A 17,454-nucleotide genomic window follows, 5' to 3' on the forward strand; every position below is an offset into this window, starting at 1 on the left:
TGCGTCCGATGCACCGCAGCCAGTTGCCCTCAGAAGAAGCGGGTCACGCTGATCTTGGCGTTGCGCCCCAGGCTGGATGCGTTATCGCCGCTCAGTGGTGGGCGATAGTCACGGTTGAACATGTTGTCCAGGGTGAAGTTGACTTCGGTGCCCTTGAGGTAAGGCTGCTGGGGTTTCCAGTTGGCGAACAGGCCGTGCACGTTGTAGCGGTCGTTCTTGTACTGGTCCCAGGCGGAGTCGCCCAGGACGCTGGCCGGGCCGCTGGCATAGATGTCGCTGGGCACCCGGTCGGTCTGGCGTACCCACTGGCCCTGCCAGCCTACTTGCGCGTCCCACTGTGGAATCTTCACTCCCAGGCTGGCCACCCACTTGCGTGGCGGGATGTCCCGGGCCCAGACGTTCGGCCCCCAAGGGTTGGTGTAGGCACCTTCATGCTTGCCGGTGATCCATGAGTAGGACAGGGAGCCGAACAGGTAGGTCGAGTCGTAGAAGCTTTCCACCTCGAAGCCCTTGATGGTCAGGTCGCCGATGTTGCGATAGACCCCGATGGTCGGCTGGTTGCACACCTGGCTGATGCTCTTGCCGCTGGTGAGTTGCTCGGGGCAGCCGATCCCGAGGTTCTTCATGATTTCGTCTTTGATGGTGTTGTGGAACAGGGTGGTACGCACCTGGACGCGGTCGGCCTGGGTGAACACGTCGGAGAAGCTGGTGATGTTACCGGCGCGCAACGCGGTGATGCGTTCCGGGTCGAGGTCGCGGCTGGTGGCGGAACGGGTGGAAGCGGCCGACTGGACCTCGTACTGCTCGTCGATCACCGGCGCGCGCCAGGTCTTGCTGTAGTCGGCGAACAGGGCGAATTGCGGGGTCACTGTCCAGAACGCCGACAGCCGAGGCGACCAGCCGGTGTAGGTCTTGTCGCCGTAATCGTGGCCCGCCACCGGGTCGGGGCTGTTGTAGAACGGTGCGTCGTTCTTCTCGCCGCGGTTGCGCACATGGTCGTAGCGCAGGGACGGGGTCAGGGTGAAGTCCCCCAGGGTGATGGCGTCCTGGATGTAGAAGGCATTGTTGTCGACCTTGCCGTGGGGCATGAAGCCAGGCTGGTAGTGGCCGTAGTTGTACTTGGGTACTTCATAGGTCTTGCCCGGCATCCACATGTCCACTTCGCGAGTGTGCTTGCGGATCTGGATGCCATTGGTCAGCGCGTGTTCCAGCGGGCCGGTGCTGAAGCGGCTGGTGTTTTTCAGGGCCAGGATCTTGTCGTCATAGCCCACGGTGATCTTGCGGCCACCGGATGTAGGCTGGAAGAAGGCGTTCGGCCCGCGTTCGTCGGTCTGGTCGGTGGTGGAGTCGGAGTACTTGGCCTCGAAGTCGATCCATGGATTGTCCACGGGGGTGTACTGGTACTTGGCGATCCAGGTGGTGTCGATGGTATTGCGCTGGGCCAGGAAGCGGCGGGTGGCGCCGTCATAACCGTACTTGTTGATGTCGCTCTGGCTCGGTGGCGTCGGGTAGCTCTTGGCCGAGAAGGGCGCCCAGATGTCGCTGTTGGAGCGCATGTAGCTGAAGCCCAGGCGATGTTCGTCGGTCAGTTGCATGTTCAGCTTGAACAGCTCGCCTTCCATGTCCTGGGCGGTATTGGGCAGGCGCTTGGGGTTGATCGGGTAGGCGTTGCGCGGGTCGGGCTGGGCGCTGGCGATCTTCATGTCGTCGCCGTCGCGCTTGGTCCAGTAGGCCAGGGCATCGAAGCGGTGATCATCGGTACGGCCGTACACCGCGCCGGTATAGGCCTGTTCATGGCTGTTGCTGCTGTAGCCGTACTTGACCATGGCGCCGGCGTTGCGACCTTCCTGCAGCAGGTCCGGGGCGTCCTTGGTCTCCATGTGCACGGTGCCGCCGAAACCACCGTTGCCGGTCTCGGGGGAGTGCGGGCCTTTTTCCACTTCGATGCGCTTGATCAGCTCCGGCTCGATGAACACCGAACCCTGCTGGTAGCGTTCGAAGCCGCTCTTGGTGGCGCCATCAACGCTCATCGGCACGTCTTCGGCATCCCCCAGGCCCCAGATGTTGATGGTCTGGCCGCCGGGTTTGAGCGAGCCGCCCAGGCTCACGCCGGGCAGGGTGTCGATCAGGCTGACCACGTTGGTGGCCTGGTGGCGATCGATTTCCGCCTGGTTCAGGGTCGAGCGGCCGACACTCGAGGAGTCCACTTCGGTGCCGTTGCCGATCACGCTCATGGCCCCCAGTTGCAGGGCCGAACCACTGCTCAGGTTGGTGTCGGCGGGGCGCACGATGTAGGTGTTGTCGACCTTCACCAGGTTGAACCGACCGTCCTGCAGCAAGGTGCGAATCGCCTCTTCCGGGCTGTAGTCACCCTGCAGGGCCGGAGCCTTGGCGTTGCGCAGCAGTTGCTCATCGAACAGCAGCTGGATCTTCGCCTGCTGGGCGATCTGGCTCAGGGACGCGGCCAGAGGCTGCGCCGGCAACTGGAAATGCAGCGGCCCGGCGTAGGCCTGCAGGCTGAATGCCAGGCAGGCGGCGAGCAGGGTAGGGCGGGTACGGACTAACGGAACAGGCAAGAGCGCGCGAAACATGACTTCCCCCAGAGCGGCTTAAAGGCCAAAAAAGCGCTGCGTACAGATCGCAGACGGGAGGAAGACGCGGCAGTGAAAAAAAACCTCATATGCGAATGCAAAATATTCTCATATGGGTTGGATCAACGAGCCTCGAGCCTCAGCTGGCCGTCGGCCAGGGGTACGGCTTTTACCGGAATCAGCACGGGCAGTGCCTTGATCAGGGCGTCGGGGTCGTTGACATCGAGGTTGCCCGAGACCTTGTAGGCCCCCAGAGAACCCTCGGCCAGTTGCACCGGCTGGCGCCGATACAGGTTCAACTCATCCACCAGGCTGGCCAGGTCGCGGTTGCGAAAGGCCAGGTGCCCGCTGCGCCAGTCCGCGACCTCATCGCTGTCCAGGGTCTGCTGGCGCAGGGTGCCTTTGTGCAGGTCATAGGTGGCTTGCTGGCGGGCGCCGAGCAGGGTCAACTCCCCGGGCTTGCCGTCCGGGCTGAAGGCCACCTGGCCGTGGGCGACGCTGACCACCAGCTGGCGCTGGCCACGACGCACGTCGAAGGCGGTGCCCACCACCCGCACTTTGGCCGCGCCGCTGTGCACCCACAGCGGGCGCTCCTTGTCGGCGGCCACTTCCAGGTACAGCTGGCCCTGTTGCAGGTAGATATCACGCTGCTGGGCGCTGAAATCCACTTTCACCTGGGTGTTGGCGTTGACGTACAGGGTGCTGCCATCGGGCAGCTTGAAGGCGCGGGCGCCCTTTTCCTGGATCGCCACCTGCTGGATGTAGGGCCCCTGGGGCGTGCCCAGGTTGACTGCCAGCACCGCACAGAGCACCGCCGCGGCCGCCGCCAGGGCCGGGCGCCAGGGGGCGGGCTTGCGCCGGGGCAGGGGAATGGGCCGGCCCAGTTGCTGCAATTGCGCAAGATCGACCCACAGTTCTTCGAACTCGGCATAGGCCCGGGCGTGGGCCGGCTCGCTGACCCAGGCATCGAAGGCCTTGCGCGTGGCGCGGTCCGGGTCGTTGCGGTTGCGGGCGAACCAGCTGGCGGCCTCGGCGTCGATCTGCTCGCTGTCGAGGTCGTTGTGGGTGCCGGAAAAGCGGGTCATTCAGGCTGCTCCTTGCCGTTTTCTCGTTGTAGGTGCTGCTTGCAGTGCAGCAGGGCAAAGGCGATGTGTTTTTCCACCATGCTCACGGAAATGCCCATGCGCTCGGCGATCTGCGTCTGGCTCAGCCCTTCGAAGCGGTGCAGCATAAGGGCTTCGCGGCGGCGCGGCGAGAGTTGGGCGAGGACTTCTTTCAACTGTTCCAGGCGTTGCAGGCGCTGGGCCGCGGGCAGGGGCTCATGCTGCTCGTCGGCCAGGGGTTCGTTGTCCAGGCTTTGCTCGTGGTGCCCGTCCTGCTGAGCACGGGAGCGTACCTGCTGGCGCCGCCAATGATCACGCAGCAGGTTGCGTGCCATCTGGAACAGGAAGGCCCGGGGCTGTTCGACCTGGGCCCGGTCACGGTAGTCGAGCCATTGGGTGAACACGTCCTGGGTCATGTCCGCCGCGTCGCTGGCGTTGTCCGTGCGTTTACGCAGGAAATGCAGGATGTCCGCATAGAACCCGCGAACAGAGTCCGCCGACGCAGAGTCGGGCTTGGAGCGAGACATGGATATCCTTCTTGACGACGCGGTGAGCACAAGGTCGCGAATGATATCGAGAATTATTGCTATTTGTCATCCGGGCGATTGATGATCCACCAGCACCGCCTGCGCGCCCGAAATACCCCTCCTTGCAGGAGCGGGCTGCCCGCGAGGGTGCCCTTGCGAGCGATGCCCGGCCTGCGGCCTCTTCGCCGGCAAGCCGGCTCCTACAGTGCAGAGGCGGGGACTGTAGGAGCTGGCTTGCCAGCGAAGCGGTTCAGATGACGAAGAAGCCGTGGGTGCCATCCCGGCCCAACTGCGTCACCAGGCCGAATTCCCAGTCCAGGTAGCCCTGCATGGCTTCTTTCGGGTTGTCGGTGCCTTCATAGGGGCGCCGGTAGCGGTCGATCCGGGGTGAAGCCAGTTGCTGGCGACTTTCTTCCACGGGCAGGCCGGCTTCGATCCAGGCCGCGGTGCCACCGCTGAGGAGGAACACCGGACGCTGGGTCAGGGCCTGCAGCTGCGGCACCACGAAGCGCGCCAGCAGGCTGCTGCCGCAGGTCAGGACATAGCGCTCCGGTTGTGGCAACTGGGCCAGGGCTTCCTGCAACTGGCTGGGCAATGCCCACCAGGCGCCGGGGATGTGGCGCTGCACGTAGTTGGCGCTGGCGGTGAAGTCCAGTACCAGGGTGCCGGGCTCCTGGAGCCAGGTGGCGAGGGTGCGGGGGCTGATTTCTTCGGCCGGCGAGGTGTCCGGCAGTGGCGCCTGCCAGGGGCCGCGCACGCTGAAGTCGCTGTCGCGCAGGCCGTCCAGCACCGCCACCTGCCAGCCCATCTGGGCCAGCCAGGAAGCGCTCATGTTGGCGCGCACGCCGTCGTCGTCCACCAGGACCAGGCGCGCACCGCGCACGCTGGCGAAGTGGTCGGTTTCCTGCACCAGTTGCCCACCGGGGGTGGAGCGGGCGCCGGGCAGGTGGCCAGCGGCGAATTCCTCCGGGGTGCGCACATCGAACAGGTAGCTGGTGCGCTTGGGGTCGGCCTGCCAGCGCCGCCACTGGGCCAGGTCGATGCGTGCCACGTCGGCGCGGTCGGCCACGGCCCGAGCGGCATCCTGGGCTGGGGCCCGCTGGGCCTCGTTGATGGCCTTGAAGCGCCGGCTCTGACCGTGTTCGAGCTTCTGCCCGGCCAGGGTCCAGCCGATGGTGCCATTGCGCAGTGCCGCCACCGGGTTGGGGATGCCGGCATTCACCAGGGACTGGGTGCCGATGATGCTACGGGTGCGCCCGGCGCAATTGACCACCACCCGGGTGCGGGGATCGGGGGCCAGCTCACGCACCCGCAGCACCAGTTCGGCCCCGGGCACGCTGGTGCTGCCGGGGATGCTCATGGTCTGGTATTCGTCGAAGCGCCGGGCATCGAGCACCACCAGGTCGGCCTGCTGGTCGAGCAGTGCCTGGAGCTCCTCGGCGGCCAGGGAAGGAGTGTGGCGCTCGGCTTCCACCAGTTCGCCAAAGGCCTTGCTCGGCACGTTGACGTCCTTGAACAGCTCGCCGCCGGCGCTGCGCCAACCCTCCAGGCCGCCTGCCAGCAGGGCGACATCGCTGTAGCCCAGTTGCCGCAGGCGCGTGGCGGCGCGCTGGGCCAGCCCCTCGCCCTGGTCGTAGAGGGTGATCGGGGTGTCGCGGCGGGGGATGCGCGCATACACCTCCAGCTCCAGTTTCGACAGCGCGATGTTGGCCGCGAACAGCGGGTGGGCCTCGGCGAAGGGCGCTTCTTCACGCACATCGATCAGTGCCAGCTCCTGGCGGTCGAGCAGGGCCTGGCGGATCTGTGCCGGGCTGCGGGTCGGGAAATCGGTCATTGCAGGGGATCCTTCGACAAGTCCCAGAGGTTAGGCAGCAAATGGTTGGAGTAGCCGGAGACAAAGGGTTTTTCCTGGCCGTCCAGGTCGTACACGGCGCGCTGCACGGCACCGATATTGGCGCCATACACATGGATGCTGACGGATACCCGATCGGCATGGGCATTGCTCACCTGATGGATGTCGCCAATGCGTGGCGACACCGCTTCCACCTGGCCCGGCACCAGGCGCAGCGGCGCGCCGGCAGGCTGCAGGCGGCCGTCGGCCAGGCGTTCGAACCCCTGGCTGTCCTCGGCGCCGCGCAGCATGCCGATCAGGCCCCAGACCCGGTGGTCGTGGATCGGTGTGCGCTGCCCAGGGCCCCAGACGAAGCTGACGATGGAGAAGCGCTGGCGCGAGTCGGCATGCAGCAGGAACTGCTGGTAGCGCTGCGGATCCGGCTGGGCGAAGGCCGCGGGCAGCCAGTCGTCCTGGCTCACCAGCTGGTGCAGCAGCGCGGCGCCCTGGTCCAGCACCCGGGCTTCATCGGGATGGCTGTCCAGCAGCTCGGCCAGAGCGGCGATAAAGTCCCGCAGGCGGGCGAAGTTGGCTGATTCGATGGCGACTGTCGTGGCGTTGTGGGGCATGGGCTCCCTCCGTGGACACAAGGCAAATGACGCGAACTACACGGGCGAGCTAAAAGGTATTATTCTTATCGAACATTTTTCCAGTCATTTATTATGCGAAAAAAGAATGAAGATAGATGATCTGAATGCGTTCGTGGCGGTAATCCGCTGCCAGACCATCAGCCAGGCGGCCGATGCCCTGCAGTTGACCCAGCCAGCCATTACCCGCCGGGTGCAGAATTTCGAGGAAGCCCTGGGGGTGGAATTGCTGGACCGCAACACCAAGCCGCTCAAGCCCACCAGCATGGGCTTGCGGGTCTATGGCCAGTGCCTGGAAGTGCTGCGCAGCATCGACGCGCTGAATGAACTGGTGGCCAATGACGGCGCCCCCAGTGGTGCCCTGCGCATCGGCGTGCCGCAGACCATAGGCGATGTGGTGCTGCTCGATGCCCTGAGCCAGTTGAAGGCGCTGTATCCGCAGTTGCAGACCTCGGTGGCCACGGGCTGGGGCAGCCACCTGTTGAGCAAGGTCGAGAACGGTGAGCTGGATGTGGTGGCGGCGCTGTTTCCCGCTGGCAAGGTCTTCCCCGAAGGGGTGGTGGGCCGTTCCCTGGGCAGCATGAACCTGGTGGTGGTGGCGGCCAAGGGCGAGGTGCGCAAGCGCTCGTGCAAACTGGCCGACTGTTACCAGCGCGGCTGGGTGCTGAACCCGGACGGCTGCGGCTTTCGTGCCGGCCTGCAACGGGCGCTGAGCGCACAGGGGCTGTCGTTGCAGATCAACCTGGAAACCTTCGGCACCGAGCTGCAACTGGGGTTGATCGCCAATGGCCTGGGCTATGGCCTGGTGCCGCTGCCGCTGCTGGAAAACAGCAGCCATCGGGACAAGCTGGAGATCGTCCCGGTCAGCGACTTCAAGCCGGTGATCGACCTGTGGCTGGTCCACCCGCGGTTCCTCGGCAACCTGCAAGAGCCGGTGAGCATGTTCGGCGAGATGGTCGCCGCCCGCGTCGGCAAGGCTGCGCCGTAGGAGCTGGCTTGCCAGCGAAGGCGCCCTCTAGGCCGGCGCAAACCTCAGGGGGCTGTTCGCCGGAAAGCCGGCTTCTTCGGATTGTTTTTGATTATTGATTTGCATGTCTTGGCAATCATTGAATGCAATTTTTGTATATTAAGTTAGAACCAAAACGAATTTCACGGACGTTTTTTATGTAGTTAGCATGGGGCTCGAACGCGCTGAAATAAGGATGTTGCGATGCCTGCGCCAGCCCCCCTCACCTCGTCCCGTCGCTGGGCCGAGCGCCCCGGATACCAGCTCCTGGGCAACCTGCTGCTGCGCCTGGTCAGCCCATTGCTGCTTCTGCTGGTGTGGGAACTGGCCTCGCGCAGCGGGCTGTTGCCGGCGCGGATCATCGCCGCTCCCAGTACCATCGGCGGCACCCTGTGGCAGATGCTCGGCAGCGGCGAACTGGCCGGGCACCTGTGGGTGTCCCTCAAGCGCGCCCTCAGTGGCCTGGCCATCGGCGTCAGCCTGGGCACGCTCCTGGCCCTGGTGGCCGGGTTGTCCCGGCGCGGCGAGCTCGCCATCGATTCCCCCATGCAGATGCTGCGCACCCTGCCGTTCCTGGCCATAGTGCCGCTGTTCATTCTCTGGTTCGGCGTGGGCGAGACGCCGAAGATCGCGCTGATCGCCCTGGGCACTACCTTTCCTATCTACCTCACGCTGTTTTCCGGCATTCGCAGCCTCGATCCCAAGCTGGTGGAGGCCGCGACCCTGCTGGGCCTCAAACGCTGGGAACTGATCGTCCACGTGATCCTGCCCGGGGCCCTGCCGGCGTTCTTCGTCGGCCTGCGCTATGCCTTCGGCATCAGTTGGCTGGGGCTGGTGGTGGTGGAGCAGATCAACGCCAGCGCCGGTATCGGCTACCTGGTCAACGACGCGCGGGACTTCATGCGCACCGACGTGATCGTCATCTGCCTCCTGGTCTACAGCGTGCTCGGCCTGGGCATCGACGGGCTGGTGCGCGGCCTTGAACGTTGCGCCCTGGCCTGGCGCCCGACCTTTATCAGGAACTGACCCATGACTCTGTCATTGCCCCAGCAGGGCCGCCTGCGCGCTGCCGTCGAATGCCGCCGGATCACCCGGCGCTTTGCCGGGCAGGCGGTGCTCGATGGCCTGGATCTGGACATCGCTCCCGGGGAGTTCGTGGCCCTCCTGGGCAGCAGCGGTTCGGGCAAGACCACCTTGCTGCGAACCCTGGCCGGGCTGGAACCCATCGACCAGGGCCAGTTGCAGGTGCCTTCGGCCATGGCCGCGGTGTTCCAGGAGCCACGGTTGATGCCCTGGAAGCGCGTGTGGCGCAACGTTGCCCTGGGCGTGCGCGGGGCCGGGGCCCGGGAGCGGGCCGAGGCAGCACTGGAGGAGGTCGGGCTGGCCCACCGGCTCAATGCCTGGCCAGGCACCTTGTCCGGCGGCGAGGCCCAGCGAGTGGCGTTGGCCCGGGCCCTGGTACGCGAGCCGCACCTGTTGCTGCTGGATGAGCCCTTCGCCGCTCTGGACGCCCTGACCCGGATCCGCATGCACCAACTGATCATCCGCCTGTGGCGGGTGCACACCCCGGCGGTGCTGCTGGTGACCCACGATGTCGACGAGGCGCTGCTGCTGGCCGATCGGGTGCTGGTGCTGGCCAACGGGCAAATCGCCGAGCAATTGCCAATCCGCCTGCCGCGTCCGCGTCAGGCCTCCACCCCTGGGTTCCAGGCACTGCGCGCGCGGTTGCTGCAACTGCTGGGTGTGGAAACCGAGGCCGAGCCGGCCGTCGACATCTCCCTTCCCTTGAGCAGGACTGCCAGCCGATGAGCCTTTCCAGCGTGCAACCGTCTCCGTCCGTGTCCCGTCCCGTCCCTGATCCAGACTCCAGCGAGTTCGCCGACCTGCTGCAGCAACTGAGTGAAGAATTCGCCGCCACCGCAGCGTACTACGACCGTCACAGCGAATTTCCCCACGCCAACCTGCAACGCCTGCACCAGCATGGCCTGCTGGCCCTGACCGTGCCCCGGGCCCTGGGCGGCAGCGAGGCGAACCTGGCCCAGGCGCGACGAGTGATAGGCGCCGTGGCCCGGGGCGAGCCTTCCACCGCGCTGGTGCTGGTGATGCAGTACCTGCAGCACACGCGCTTGCAACAGAACACGGCCTGGCCGCTGCACCTGCGCCAGCGCGTGGCCCGGGAGGCGGTGCAAGAGGGTGCCCTGATCAACGCCCTGCGGGTCGAGCCGGACCTGGGTACCCCGGCCCGGGGCGGTTTGCCGGCGACCCTGGCACGACGGGTCGAGGGCGGCTGGCTGCTCAGCGGGCGCAAGATCTACTCCACCGGCATTCCCGGGCTGACCTGGCTTGCGGTCTGGGCCCGCAGCGACGAGGCCGAGCCGCAAGTGGGTACCTGGCTGGTCCGCCGTGACAGCCCCGGGATCAGCGTCGAGGAAACCTGGGACCACCTGGGCATGCGCGCCACCGGCAGCCACGACGTGATTTTCGATGAGGTGTTCGTGCCCGAGGAACAGGCGGTGGATATCCAACCGGCCCACGTGCCCCGGCCTTCCGAGCTGGACAGCAAGGGCGTGCTCTGGCTGGCGGTGCTGCTCTCGGCCATCTACGACGGCGTGGCCCGGGCCGCCCGCGACTGGTTGCTGGGCTGGCTGGCCCAGCGTGCCCCGGCCAACCTTGGCGCACCGTTGTCGAGCCTGCCGCGCTTTCAGGAACTGATCGGGCGCATCGACGCCTTGTTGCTCAACAACCGGGTGCTGCTCGATGCCGCCGCCGAAGGGCGGATCGCCCCGGGGGAGGCGACCCAGATCAAATACCTGGTGACCAGCAACGCCATCAACGCCGTGGAGCTGGGCATCGAAGCCATCGGCAACCCCGGGCTGGCCCGGGGCAACCCCATCGAGCGGCATTACCGCGATGTGCTGTGCAGCCGCATTCATACCCCGCAGAACGACGCGATTCTCGGTGCCGTGGGGCGCGCCGCCTTTGCCTTGCCCAGCCGCGGAGCCCAGGCGTGACGCGCATCGCCAGCCAGCTCGACGAGCACTTCAACCAGCAGTTGCGCCAGTGGCTGCCGGGGGTGGAAGTATTGAGCCTGCCCCGGGGCCTGCCGTGTGGCTTGCCCGCCGATATCGAGGTGCTGCTGGCCGCGCCCCACGCCGATTTTCGCAACGCGCCAGAGCCGCCGGCGGGCTGGCCGTTTGGCCTGCGCTTCGTGCAACTGGTGACTTCGGGCCTGGATTATTTTCCTCGCTGGCTGTTCCAGGACCTGCCGGTGGCCAGTGCCCGAGGCAGCACCGCCGAAAGCATTGCCGAGTTTGCCCTGGCGGCGATCTTCGCCGCCGCCAAGCAACTGCCCCAGGTGTGGATCGAGCGCGCCGAACACTGGCAGCAACGGCCGCTGGCCGCAGTGGCCGGCAGCACCCTGGGGCTGTTCGGCTTTGGCAGCATCGCCCGCGAACTGGCGCCCAAGGCCCAGGCCCTGGGCATGCAGGTACTGGCCCTGCGGCGTTCGGCGCAGCCGTTCGAAGTGCCTGGGGTGGAGGCGGTGGCCGACCTGCAGGAGCTGTTTGCCCGCGCCGATCACCTGCTGCTGGCGGTGCCGTTGACCGAGCAGACCCGGGGCATCATTGATGCCGATGTACTGGCAGCGGCCAAGCCAGGGTTGCACCTGATCAATATCGCTCGCGGTGCGTTGATCGATCAGCCGGCGCTGTTGCAGGCCCTGGACACCGGGCGCATCGCCCTGGCCAGCCTGGACGTGGCCGACCCCGAGCCGTTGCCCGAGGGGCATCCTTTCTATCGCCACCCGGGTATTCGCCTGTCGCCCCACACCTCGGCCAATTCGCCCCGGGTCTACCTGAATATCGCGCGCCTGCTGGGGCGCAATCTCCAGCGCTGGGGCGATGGCTTACCCCTGGAAAACCCGGTGGAGATCCAGCGTGGCTACTAACGCGCGGTTCCAGCCTTGGCCGGCAGCGCTTCGTGTAGCCGCTGCCGCAGGCTGCGCACGGCCCGAAGGGGCGCCGGGGTTCTCAAGGCCGCTGAAGGTTCGGCGGGCGGTCGCCAAGCAAGGCCCAGCGGGCCTTTTCGACAATTTCAAGGAGAGCGGATATGACCGCACATTTTCGCCCCGCGGTGTATGACTTGCCCCGCGATGGCCATACGGTTTTTCGCTGGGAGCATCCGCCCCAGCAGGCCACCGTCGAGCTGGAGCGCCTGCAGCGCAAGCAGAGCCTGGCCGCGGCGTTCCGGGTGTTCGCCCGGCTGGGGTTCGACATGGGCGGCGCCGGGCATATCACGGTGCGTGACCCGGGGCGCCCGGACCATTTCTGGGTCAACCCGGTGGGGGTGTATTTCGGCCATGTACGGGTCCGCGACCTGTTGCTGGTCAACCCCGAAGGGGCGGTGATCGAAGGCGAGGGCGCGTTGAACCTGGCGGCGTTCGCCATCCATGCGGCGCTGCATGAAGCCCATCCCGAGGTGGTCGCCGCGGCCCATGCCCATTCGCTGTACGGCAAGGCCTGGTCGAGCCTGGGGCGCTTGCTCGATCCGCTGACCCAGGACGCCTGCGCTTTCTATGAAAGGCACGGGCTGTTCGACAACTTTTCCGGGGTGGTGCTGGAGGCCAGCGAGGGCGCGCGGATCGCCGCCGCACTGGCGGGGCGCAAGGCGCTGATCCTGCAGAACCACGGCCTGCTCACCGTGGGTGAAACCGTCGAGGCGGCGGTGTGGCGCTTCATCGCCATGGACAACGCCGCCCAGACTCAACTGCTGGCGGAAGCTGCCGGCACCCCGCGGCCCATTCCCCATGAGGTGGCGCGCCACACCGCACGCCAGGTCGGCACCGAGTTTGGCGGCTGGTTCAGTTTCCAGCCTTACCGCGAGCGGATCGTGCGCGAAGAACCGGACTTTCTCGATTAAGGACCATTGCCCATGCAGCGTCGTCATTTTCTTCAACTCTCGACCCTGGCCGGTCTGGCCGCGGCCTTGCCGCGCCTGGGCCTGGGAGCCTCCGTGGACCTGTCCGGGGTCACCCTGAACGTCGCCACCTACAAGGGGGCGGCGCCGAGCTTCTTTGCCGAGGCGGGCATCGAGCCGCCGCCCTACAAGGTCAAGTACGCTGAGTTCACCGGCGGCAACCTGAGCTTCGAGGCCCTGGTCAGCGGCACCCTGGACATCTCGCCGATGAGCGAGATCCCGCCGATCTTCGGGATCAAGAACCACGCCCCGGTGAAGCTGATCGCGGTGCTCACCGGCGACGTCAACAACCAGGCCTTCATCGTGCCCAAGGGCTCTGCGGTGCAGTCGGTGGCCGAGCTCAAGGGCAAGCGCATCGGTTATATCCGCTCCACCAGTTCCCATTACTTTCTGCTCAAGGCGCTGAAGGAGCAGGGCCTGGGTTTTGCCGATATCGTGCCCATGGCGTTGACTGCGCAGGACGGTTTCGCCGCTTTCCAGAACGGTGCCCTGGATGCCTGGGTCAGCTTCGGCTACTTCATCCAGCTGGCGGAACTGCGGGCCGGGGCCCGGGTATTGAAGACCGGCCAGGGCTACCTGTCCGGCAACTACGTGATCGCCGCCAACCAGCAGAGCATCGCCGACCCGGCCAAGCACGCGGCGATCACCGACTACATCCTGCGCGAGTACCGCTCCTGGCAGTGGATTGCCAGCCACCCCGAGGAATGGGCGACCAGGAGCGCGCAGATTCTCGGCATGCCCCGGGAAGTGTTCCTTGCCCAGTACCGGGCCCAGAGCGGCCCGCGCCTGCTGCAACCGGTGGACGACGCAGCGGTGAAATCCCAGCAGGACGTGGCCGACCTGTTCTTCGAGGCCGGCGTACTGCCCCAGCAACTGGATGTATCCGGCCTGTGGGACCGCAGCTTCCACTGGACCTGAGCCTGTAGCCGCCGGCTTGCCGGCGAAAGGGCGATGACGCCTTCGCTGGCCAGCCAGCTCCTACGGAACACCCGACACCCCATGTAGGAGCCGGCTTGCCGGCGAAGAGGCCCTCAAGCCTTGCACTGGCCAGGATGACGCTTTCGCTGGCCAGCCAGCTCCTGCGATCCGGGGGGAAATTCTTTCATTGGCCAGGAGGCCGCATGTTTACCCGAACCTTGCTGTGCCTGGCGCTGGCCAGCCCCTGGGCCTTGGCCGACAGCCCCGCCCAAGCCCTGCACCAGCGCCTGATCGTGCTCGACAGTCACCTCGATACCCCCATGCAACTGGCCCGCCCCGGTTGGGACATCACCCAGCGCCATCGCTACCAGGACGACCTGTCCCAGGTCGATCTGCCACGGATGAAAGAGGGCGGCCTGGACGGCGGTTTCTGGGCCATTTTCACCCCCCAGGGGCCGCTCACCGCCGAAGGCCGGACCCTGGCCAGCGAACATGGGCTGGCGGTGCTGGCGCGGATCCGCGACCTGCTGGGTGCCCACCCCGATGATTTCGCCCTGGCCCTGACGGCTGGCGATGTACCGGCCATTGTCGCCCGTGGCCAGCGTGTGGTTTTCATCAGCATGGAAAACGCCCAGCCCCTGGCCGCCGATCCGGCACGCTTGCACACCTATTACCGCCAGGGCCTGCGCATGCTCGGCCTGGTGCACTCGGCCAACAACGATTTCGCCGACTCGGCCACCGCCCTGCCGCAGTGGCGCGGCCTGAGCCCGGCGGGCCGGGAGCTGGTGGCCGAGGCCAATCGCCTGGGGATATTGCTGGATGTCTCCCATGCCTCGGACCAGGTGTTCGACCAGGTCCTGGCGCTGTCGAGGGCGCCGATCATTGCCTCCCATTCCAGCAGCCGTGCAATCACCGCCCATCCACGCAACCTGGATGACCGGCGCCTGCGGCAACTGGCGGCCAGGGGCGGTGTGGTGCAGGTCAACAGCTTTCCCAGCGACCTGATCAACCTTGCGCCCAATCCCGAGCGGGACAAGGCCCTGGGGCCGTTGTACCGCGAGTTCCGTCTGGCGGCGAGCATGAGCCCGGAACAGGTGGCGGACCTGGCCGAACGCATTCGCCAGGTCGAAGCCCGCTACCCGCAGCCCAGGGCCAGCCTGGACGATTACCTGCGCCACCTGCTGCACATCCTGGAAGTGGTCGGCCCGGATCATGTGGGCATCGGCGCCGACTGGGACGGCGGTGGCGGGGTACAGGGGCTCGAAGATGTCGCGCAACTGCCACGGATTACCCAGCGCCTGTTGGCGGCGGGCTACAGCGAAGCGGACCTGGCGAAGATCTGGGGCGGCAACTTGTTGCGCGTTCTCGACGCCGCCCAGGCCGTAGGAGCCGGCTTGCCGGCGAAGGGGCGCTGATGCCGGCGCGAGCCGTGGGGCTTCTTCGCTGGCAAGCCGGTTCCTGGCGGGGCGAGTATGGCCAGGCACGGCTAGGCGCAGGGCTATGCGCGGAGCGCAGAATCTTTTGGCTTGAATATGAAACAAAGTAATATTTGCATATGCTTAAAATGTATTTCTCTTATTAAATAAGCGCCCCTAGGATGGCTTCACATAGACCCAAGTGACTGCATAAGTCGCCGATCTATAACCGAACGCACTATCCATCCGCAGCAGGGAGCGCTTGCATGCCACTGACCAGAAGACAATTGATCGCCCGTATTGCCGCTGTCGGCGGGGTCCAGGCGGCGAGTGCGGTCATGGGCCTGTTCGGCGCCAGCGCAACGGCCGAAGCGTTCGAGGAAAACTACGCGGCGCTGCCCACGGCGGCGCTGGGCAAGGGGGCCAGCGTGGTGGTGATCGGCGCCGGGATCGGTGGCCTGGTCAGCGCCTACGAGTTGAGCAAGGCCGGGTTCAAGGTGACCTTGCTGGAAGCCCGGGACCGGGTCGGCGGGCGTAACTGGACGGTGCGTGGTGGCGATCGGGTGGAGTACAGCGACGGCAGCACCCAGGTCGCGCAATTCGGGGAGGGGTTCTACCTCAATGCCGGGGCCGGCCGCCTGCCCAGCCACCATCAGTTGATGCTCGGCTACTGCCGCGAGCTGGGGGTGGAGCTGGAGGTGCTGGTCAATACCAGCCGCAACGCCCTGGTGCGTCCGGACCTTGACCAGCCAGCGTTGCAGATCCGCCAGGCGGTCAATGACAGCCGCGGGCATTTTTCCGAGCTGCTGGCCAAGGCCGTCAATCGCCATGCCCTGGATCAGGAGCTGACACCAGCCGATCGCAGCAACCTGCTGAGTTTCCTGAAAACCTGGGGTGATCTTTCCGACAAGCTCGAATACCTGGGTTCGGCCCGCTCCGGCTACAAGGTCTGGCCCGGCGCCGGCGACCAGTTGGCGCAGAAGAATGATCCGCTGCCGTTGCAGACCCTGCTCAACCCGGCGCTGACCACGGCGTTGATGATCGACGAATACCCGGAGTTCTCGCCCACCATGTTCCAGCCGGTGGGCGGCATGGACCGCATTCCCCAGGCCTTTGCCCGGCGCCTGAAAGGCCAGTTGCGGCTGCACAGCGAGGTGCGCTCCATCAGCAACCAGGCGGACAGCGCCGAAGTGGTCTACCTGGACCGGCGCACCGGCCGCACCCACAACCTCAAGGCCGACTACGTGATCAGCAGCCTGCCCCTGCCGCTGCTGGCCAAGGTGCAGAACAACTTCAGCGCCCCGGTGCGCCAGGCCATCGGCGCGGTGCAGTTCGGCTACGCCAACAAGGTGGCCTGGCAGTCGCGGCGCTTCTGGGAAAGCCAGTACCAGATCTACGGCGGGCTGTCGTTCATCAACCAGGAAGCCTCCGGGCTGTGGTACCCCAGCGGCGGTTTCAACCAGGCCGAAGGGGTGCTGGTGGCGGCCTACAACAACGGCGAAACCGCCCGACGGTTCGGGGAGAAAACCCTGGCCCAGCAGATCGAGATTTCCCGTCAGGCGGTGGAGCTCCTGCACCCCGGGCACAGCCAGGAACTGCGCAATCCGCTGGTGATTGCCTGGAGCAAGATCCCCTACAACTTCGGCCCCTGGATCAGCCATGAAGTGGCCGAGCCGGACTATGGCCTGCTCAACCAGCCCCAGGGCCGGGTCTACCTCACCAGCGACGGCCTGGCCCACAGCGGCGTGGGCATCTGGCAGGAAGCCGCCGCCGGCGCGGCGCGGCGGGTGGTGCGGCAACTTTTCCAACGGGCGCAAGGCTCGTCGCTACAGCAAACGGCCTGAAAAAGCCGAGCATTCACACAACAGCGGTAACCCATGCCGGGTAGCGGACCTCCGAGGCTGGCACACACAACCTTGGGAGCGTCTTTGCATGTCTTTGAAAAACACCGTCGTAGGGCTGGGGCTGTTGTTCGCTGCCAGCAGCAGTTGGGCCGCGGGAATCCAGCGCGTGCCGTCCAGCTACCCCAATTCACCGATCCTGCAATCGGTGACCCTGCCCGCCAACAGCGAGGTGACCTACCTCTCCGGGCTGCTGCCGGACCCGGTGGACCCCAAGGCGTCCAAGGAGCAGATCCACGCCGAGGGCAACACCGAGGCCCAGGCCCGGGTGGTGCTGCGCAAGGTGGAGACGATCCTCGCCAGCCAGGGCCTGAGCCTGGGGGACGTGGTGCAACTGCGCATCTACCTGGTAGGGGACCCGGCCCTGGGCGGCAAGCTGGATTTCGACGGCCTGCAAGTGGCCTTCCGCGAGTTCTTCGGCACCCAGAAGCAGCCGCTCAAACCCGCCCGGACCACGGTGCAAGTGGCGGGGCTGGTGCTGCCCGGCGCCTTGATCGAAGTCGAAACCGTTGCCGCCCGAGCGCGCTGAGCCGCCTGTCAA

At 66.2% G+C, this 17,454-nt stretch carries 15 protein-coding genes; 10 read left to right on the forward strand and 5 right to left on the reverse strand.

Features of this window, described 5'->3' with window-relative positions; translation table 11 throughout:
• Positions 1 to 29 precede the first annotated feature (29 nt).
• The 5 genes from AC1RL5_RS08935 to AC1RL5_RS08955 all read right to left on the reverse strand — a co-directional run bounded on the left by AC1RL5_RS08935 (position 30) and on the right by AC1RL5_RS08955 (position 6,681).
• Entirely contained in the window at positions 30 to 2,591 is a 2,562-nt protein-coding gene (locus AC1RL5_RS08935; RefSeq protein ID WP_072451087.1) for a TonB-dependent receptor, read from the reverse strand.
• A 122-nt stretch (positions 2,592 to 2,713) separates the two neighbouring features.
• On the reverse strand, positions 2,714 to 3,676 hold the full coding sequence (locus AC1RL5_RS08940) for a FecR family protein (RefSeq protein ID WP_072451086.1): 963 nt from the start codon (positions 3,674 to 3,676) through the stop codon (positions 2,714 to 2,716).
• Positions 3,673 to 4,221 (reverse strand): RNA polymerase sigma factor, encoded by a 549-nt coding sequence (locus AC1RL5_RS08945; protein WP_072451085.1) that lies wholly within the window; start codon positions 4,219 to 4,221, stop codon positions 3,673 to 3,675. The genes AC1RL5_RS08940 and AC1RL5_RS08945 overlap by 4 nt, the downstream gene beginning before the upstream one ends.
• Before the next feature lie 250 nt (positions 4,222 to 4,471).
• Entirely contained in the window at positions 4,472 to 6,055 is a 1,584-nt protein-coding gene (locus tag AC1RL5_RS08950; protein ID WP_072451084.1) for a rhodanese-related sulfurtransferase, read from the reverse strand.
• Positions 6,052 to 6,681 (reverse strand): cysteine dioxygenase family protein, encoded by a 630-nt coding sequence (locus AC1RL5_RS08955; protein ID WP_492589243.1) that lies wholly within the window; start codon positions 6,679 to 6,681, stop codon positions 6,052 to 6,054. The genes AC1RL5_RS08950 and AC1RL5_RS08955 overlap by 4 nt, the downstream gene beginning before the upstream one ends.
• Before the next feature lie 106 nt (positions 6,682 to 6,787).
• Here AC1RL5_RS08955 and AC1RL5_RS08960 point away from each other — a divergent pair, with 106 nt between their 5' ends.
• The 10 genes from AC1RL5_RS08960 to AC1RL5_RS09005 all read left to right on the forward strand — a co-directional run bounded on the left by AC1RL5_RS08960 (position 6,788) and on the right by AC1RL5_RS09005 (position 17,442).
• Positions 6,788 to 7,687 carry a LysR family transcriptional regulator gene (locus AC1RL5_RS08960; RefSeq protein ID WP_011059718.1) on the forward strand — a complete coding sequence of 300 codons (900 nt, stop codon included), beginning with the start codon at positions 6,788 to 6,790 and terminating at the stop codon, positions 7,685 to 7,687.
• A gap of 222 nt (positions 7,688 to 7,909) precedes the next feature.
• Positions 7,910 to 8,731 carry an ABC transporter permease gene (locus tag AC1RL5_RS08965; RefSeq protein ID WP_015634466.1) on the forward strand — a complete coding sequence of 274 codons (822 nt, stop codon included), beginning with the start codon at positions 7,910 to 7,912 and terminating at the stop codon, positions 8,729 to 8,731.
• 3 nt (positions 8,732 to 8,734) lie between these two features.
• Positions 8,735 to 9,514, forward strand: a complete 780-nt coding sequence (locus AC1RL5_RS08970) for an ABC transporter ATP-binding protein (protein WP_011059720.1) — start codon at positions 8,735 to 8,737, stop codon at positions 9,512 to 9,514.
• Complete coding sequence (locus tag AC1RL5_RS08975; RefSeq protein ID WP_072451083.1) at positions 9,511 to 10,716, forward strand: acyl-CoA dehydrogenase family protein; 1,206 nt, start codon at positions 9,511 to 9,513, stop codon at positions 10,714 to 10,716. The genes AC1RL5_RS08970 and AC1RL5_RS08975 overlap by 4 nt, the downstream gene beginning before the upstream one ends.
• The gene (locus AC1RL5_RS08980) at positions 10,713 to 11,651 is read left to right on the forward strand and encodes a D-isomer specific 2-hydroxyacid dehydrogenase family protein (RefSeq protein ID WP_072451082.1); all 939 of its coding nucleotides are present in this window, start codon (positions 10,713 to 10,715) and stop codon (positions 11,649 to 11,651) included. Before AC1RL5_RS08975 ends, AC1RL5_RS08980 begins: the two co-directional genes overlap by 4 nt.
• Positions 11,652 to 11,812: 161 nt before the next feature.
• Positions 11,813 to 12,622 carry a class II aldolase/adducin family protein gene (locus AC1RL5_RS08985; RefSeq protein ID WP_015634468.1) on the forward strand — a complete coding sequence of 270 codons (810 nt, stop codon included), beginning with the start codon at positions 11,813 to 11,815 and terminating at the stop codon, positions 12,620 to 12,622.
• A gap of 12 nt (positions 12,623 to 12,634) precedes the next feature.
• Positions 12,635 to 13,597, forward strand: a complete 963-nt coding sequence (locus AC1RL5_RS08990) for an ABC transporter substrate-binding protein (protein ID WP_072451081.1) — start codon at positions 12,635 to 12,637, stop codon at positions 13,595 to 13,597.
• 203 nt (positions 13,598 to 13,800) lie between these two features.
• Positions 13,801 to 15,012, forward strand: coding sequence for a dipeptidase (locus AC1RL5_RS08995; protein ID WP_019094807.1), 1,212 nt, complete (start codon positions 13,801 to 13,803; stop codon positions 15,010 to 15,012).
• Positions 15,013 to 15,278: 266 nt separating this feature from the next.
• Positions 15,279 to 16,856: a flavin monoamine oxidase family protein gene (locus AC1RL5_RS09000; protein ID WP_015634470.1), complete on the forward strand. Its 1,578-nt coding sequence runs from the start codon at positions 15,279 to 15,281 to the stop codon at positions 16,854 to 16,856.
• Between the two features lie 88 nt (positions 16,857 to 16,944).
• Positions 16,945 to 17,442: a RidA family protein gene (locus AC1RL5_RS09005; RefSeq protein WP_072451079.1), complete on the forward strand. Its 498-nt coding sequence runs from the start codon at positions 16,945 to 16,947 to the stop codon at positions 17,440 to 17,442.
• Positions 17,443 to 17,454 lie beyond the last annotated feature (12 nt).

The organism is Pseudomonas sp. GW822-FHT06D10 (genome assembly GCF_058799535.1).

What these genes read in the sequence shown, in the direction of transcription:
- AC1RL5_RS08940 (WP_072451086.1), bottom strand. Translation starts at nt 3,676, where the DNA reads ATGACCCGCTTTTCCGGCACCCACAACGACCTCGACAGCGAGCAGATC.
- AC1RL5_RS08985 (WP_015634468.1), top strand. Translation starts at nt 11,813, where the DNA reads ATGACCGCACATTTTCGCCCCGCGGTGTATGACTTGCCCCGCGATGGC.
- AC1RL5_RS08960 (WP_011059718.1), top strand. Translation starts at nt 6,788, where the DNA reads ATGAAGATAGATGATCTGAATGCGTTCGTGGCGGTAATCCGCTGCCAG.
- AC1RL5_RS08970 (WP_011059720.1), top strand. Translation starts at nt 8,735, where the DNA reads ATGACTCTGTCATTGCCCCAGCAGGGCCGCCTGCGCGCTGCCGTCGAA.
- AC1RL5_RS08955 (WP_492589243.1), bottom strand. Translation starts at nt 6,681, where the DNA reads ATGCCCCACAACGCCACGACAGTCGCCATCGAATCAGCCAACTTCGCC.
- AC1RL5_RS08990 (WP_072451081.1), top strand. Translation starts at nt 12,635, where the DNA reads ATGCAGCGTCGTCATTTTCTTCAACTCTCGACCCTGGCCGGTCTGGCC.
- AC1RL5_RS08945 (WP_072451085.1), bottom strand. Translation starts at nt 4,221, where the DNA reads ATGTCTCGCTCCAAGCCCGACTCTGCGTCGGCGGACTCTGTTCGCGGG.
- AC1RL5_RS08950 (WP_072451084.1), bottom strand. Translation starts at nt 6,055, where the DNA reads ATGACCGATTTCCCGACCCGCAGCCCGGCACAGATCCGCCAGGCCCTG.
- AC1RL5_RS09005 (WP_072451079.1), top strand. Translation starts at nt 16,945, where the DNA reads ATGTCTTTGAAAAACACCGTCGTAGGGCTGGGGCTGTTGTTCGCTGCC.
- AC1RL5_RS08935 (WP_072451087.1), bottom strand. Translation starts at nt 2,591, where the DNA reads ATGTTTCGCGCGCTCTTGCCTGTTCCGTTAGTCCGTACCCGCCCTACC.
- AC1RL5_RS08975 (WP_072451083.1), top strand. Translation starts at nt 9,511, where the DNA reads ATGAGCCTTTCCAGCGTGCAACCGTCTCCGTCCGTGTCCCGTCCCGTC.
- AC1RL5_RS09000 (WP_015634470.1), top strand. Translation starts at nt 15,279, where the DNA reads ATGCCACTGACCAGAAGACAATTGATCGCCCGTATTGCCGCTGTCGGC.
- AC1RL5_RS08995 (WP_019094807.1), top strand. Translation starts at nt 13,801, where the DNA reads ATGTTTACCCGAACCTTGCTGTGCCTGGCGCTGGCCAGCCCCTGGGCC.
- AC1RL5_RS08965 (WP_015634466.1), top strand. Translation starts at nt 7,910, where the DNA reads ATGCCTGCGCCAGCCCCCCTCACCTCGTCCCGTCGCTGGGCCGAGCGC.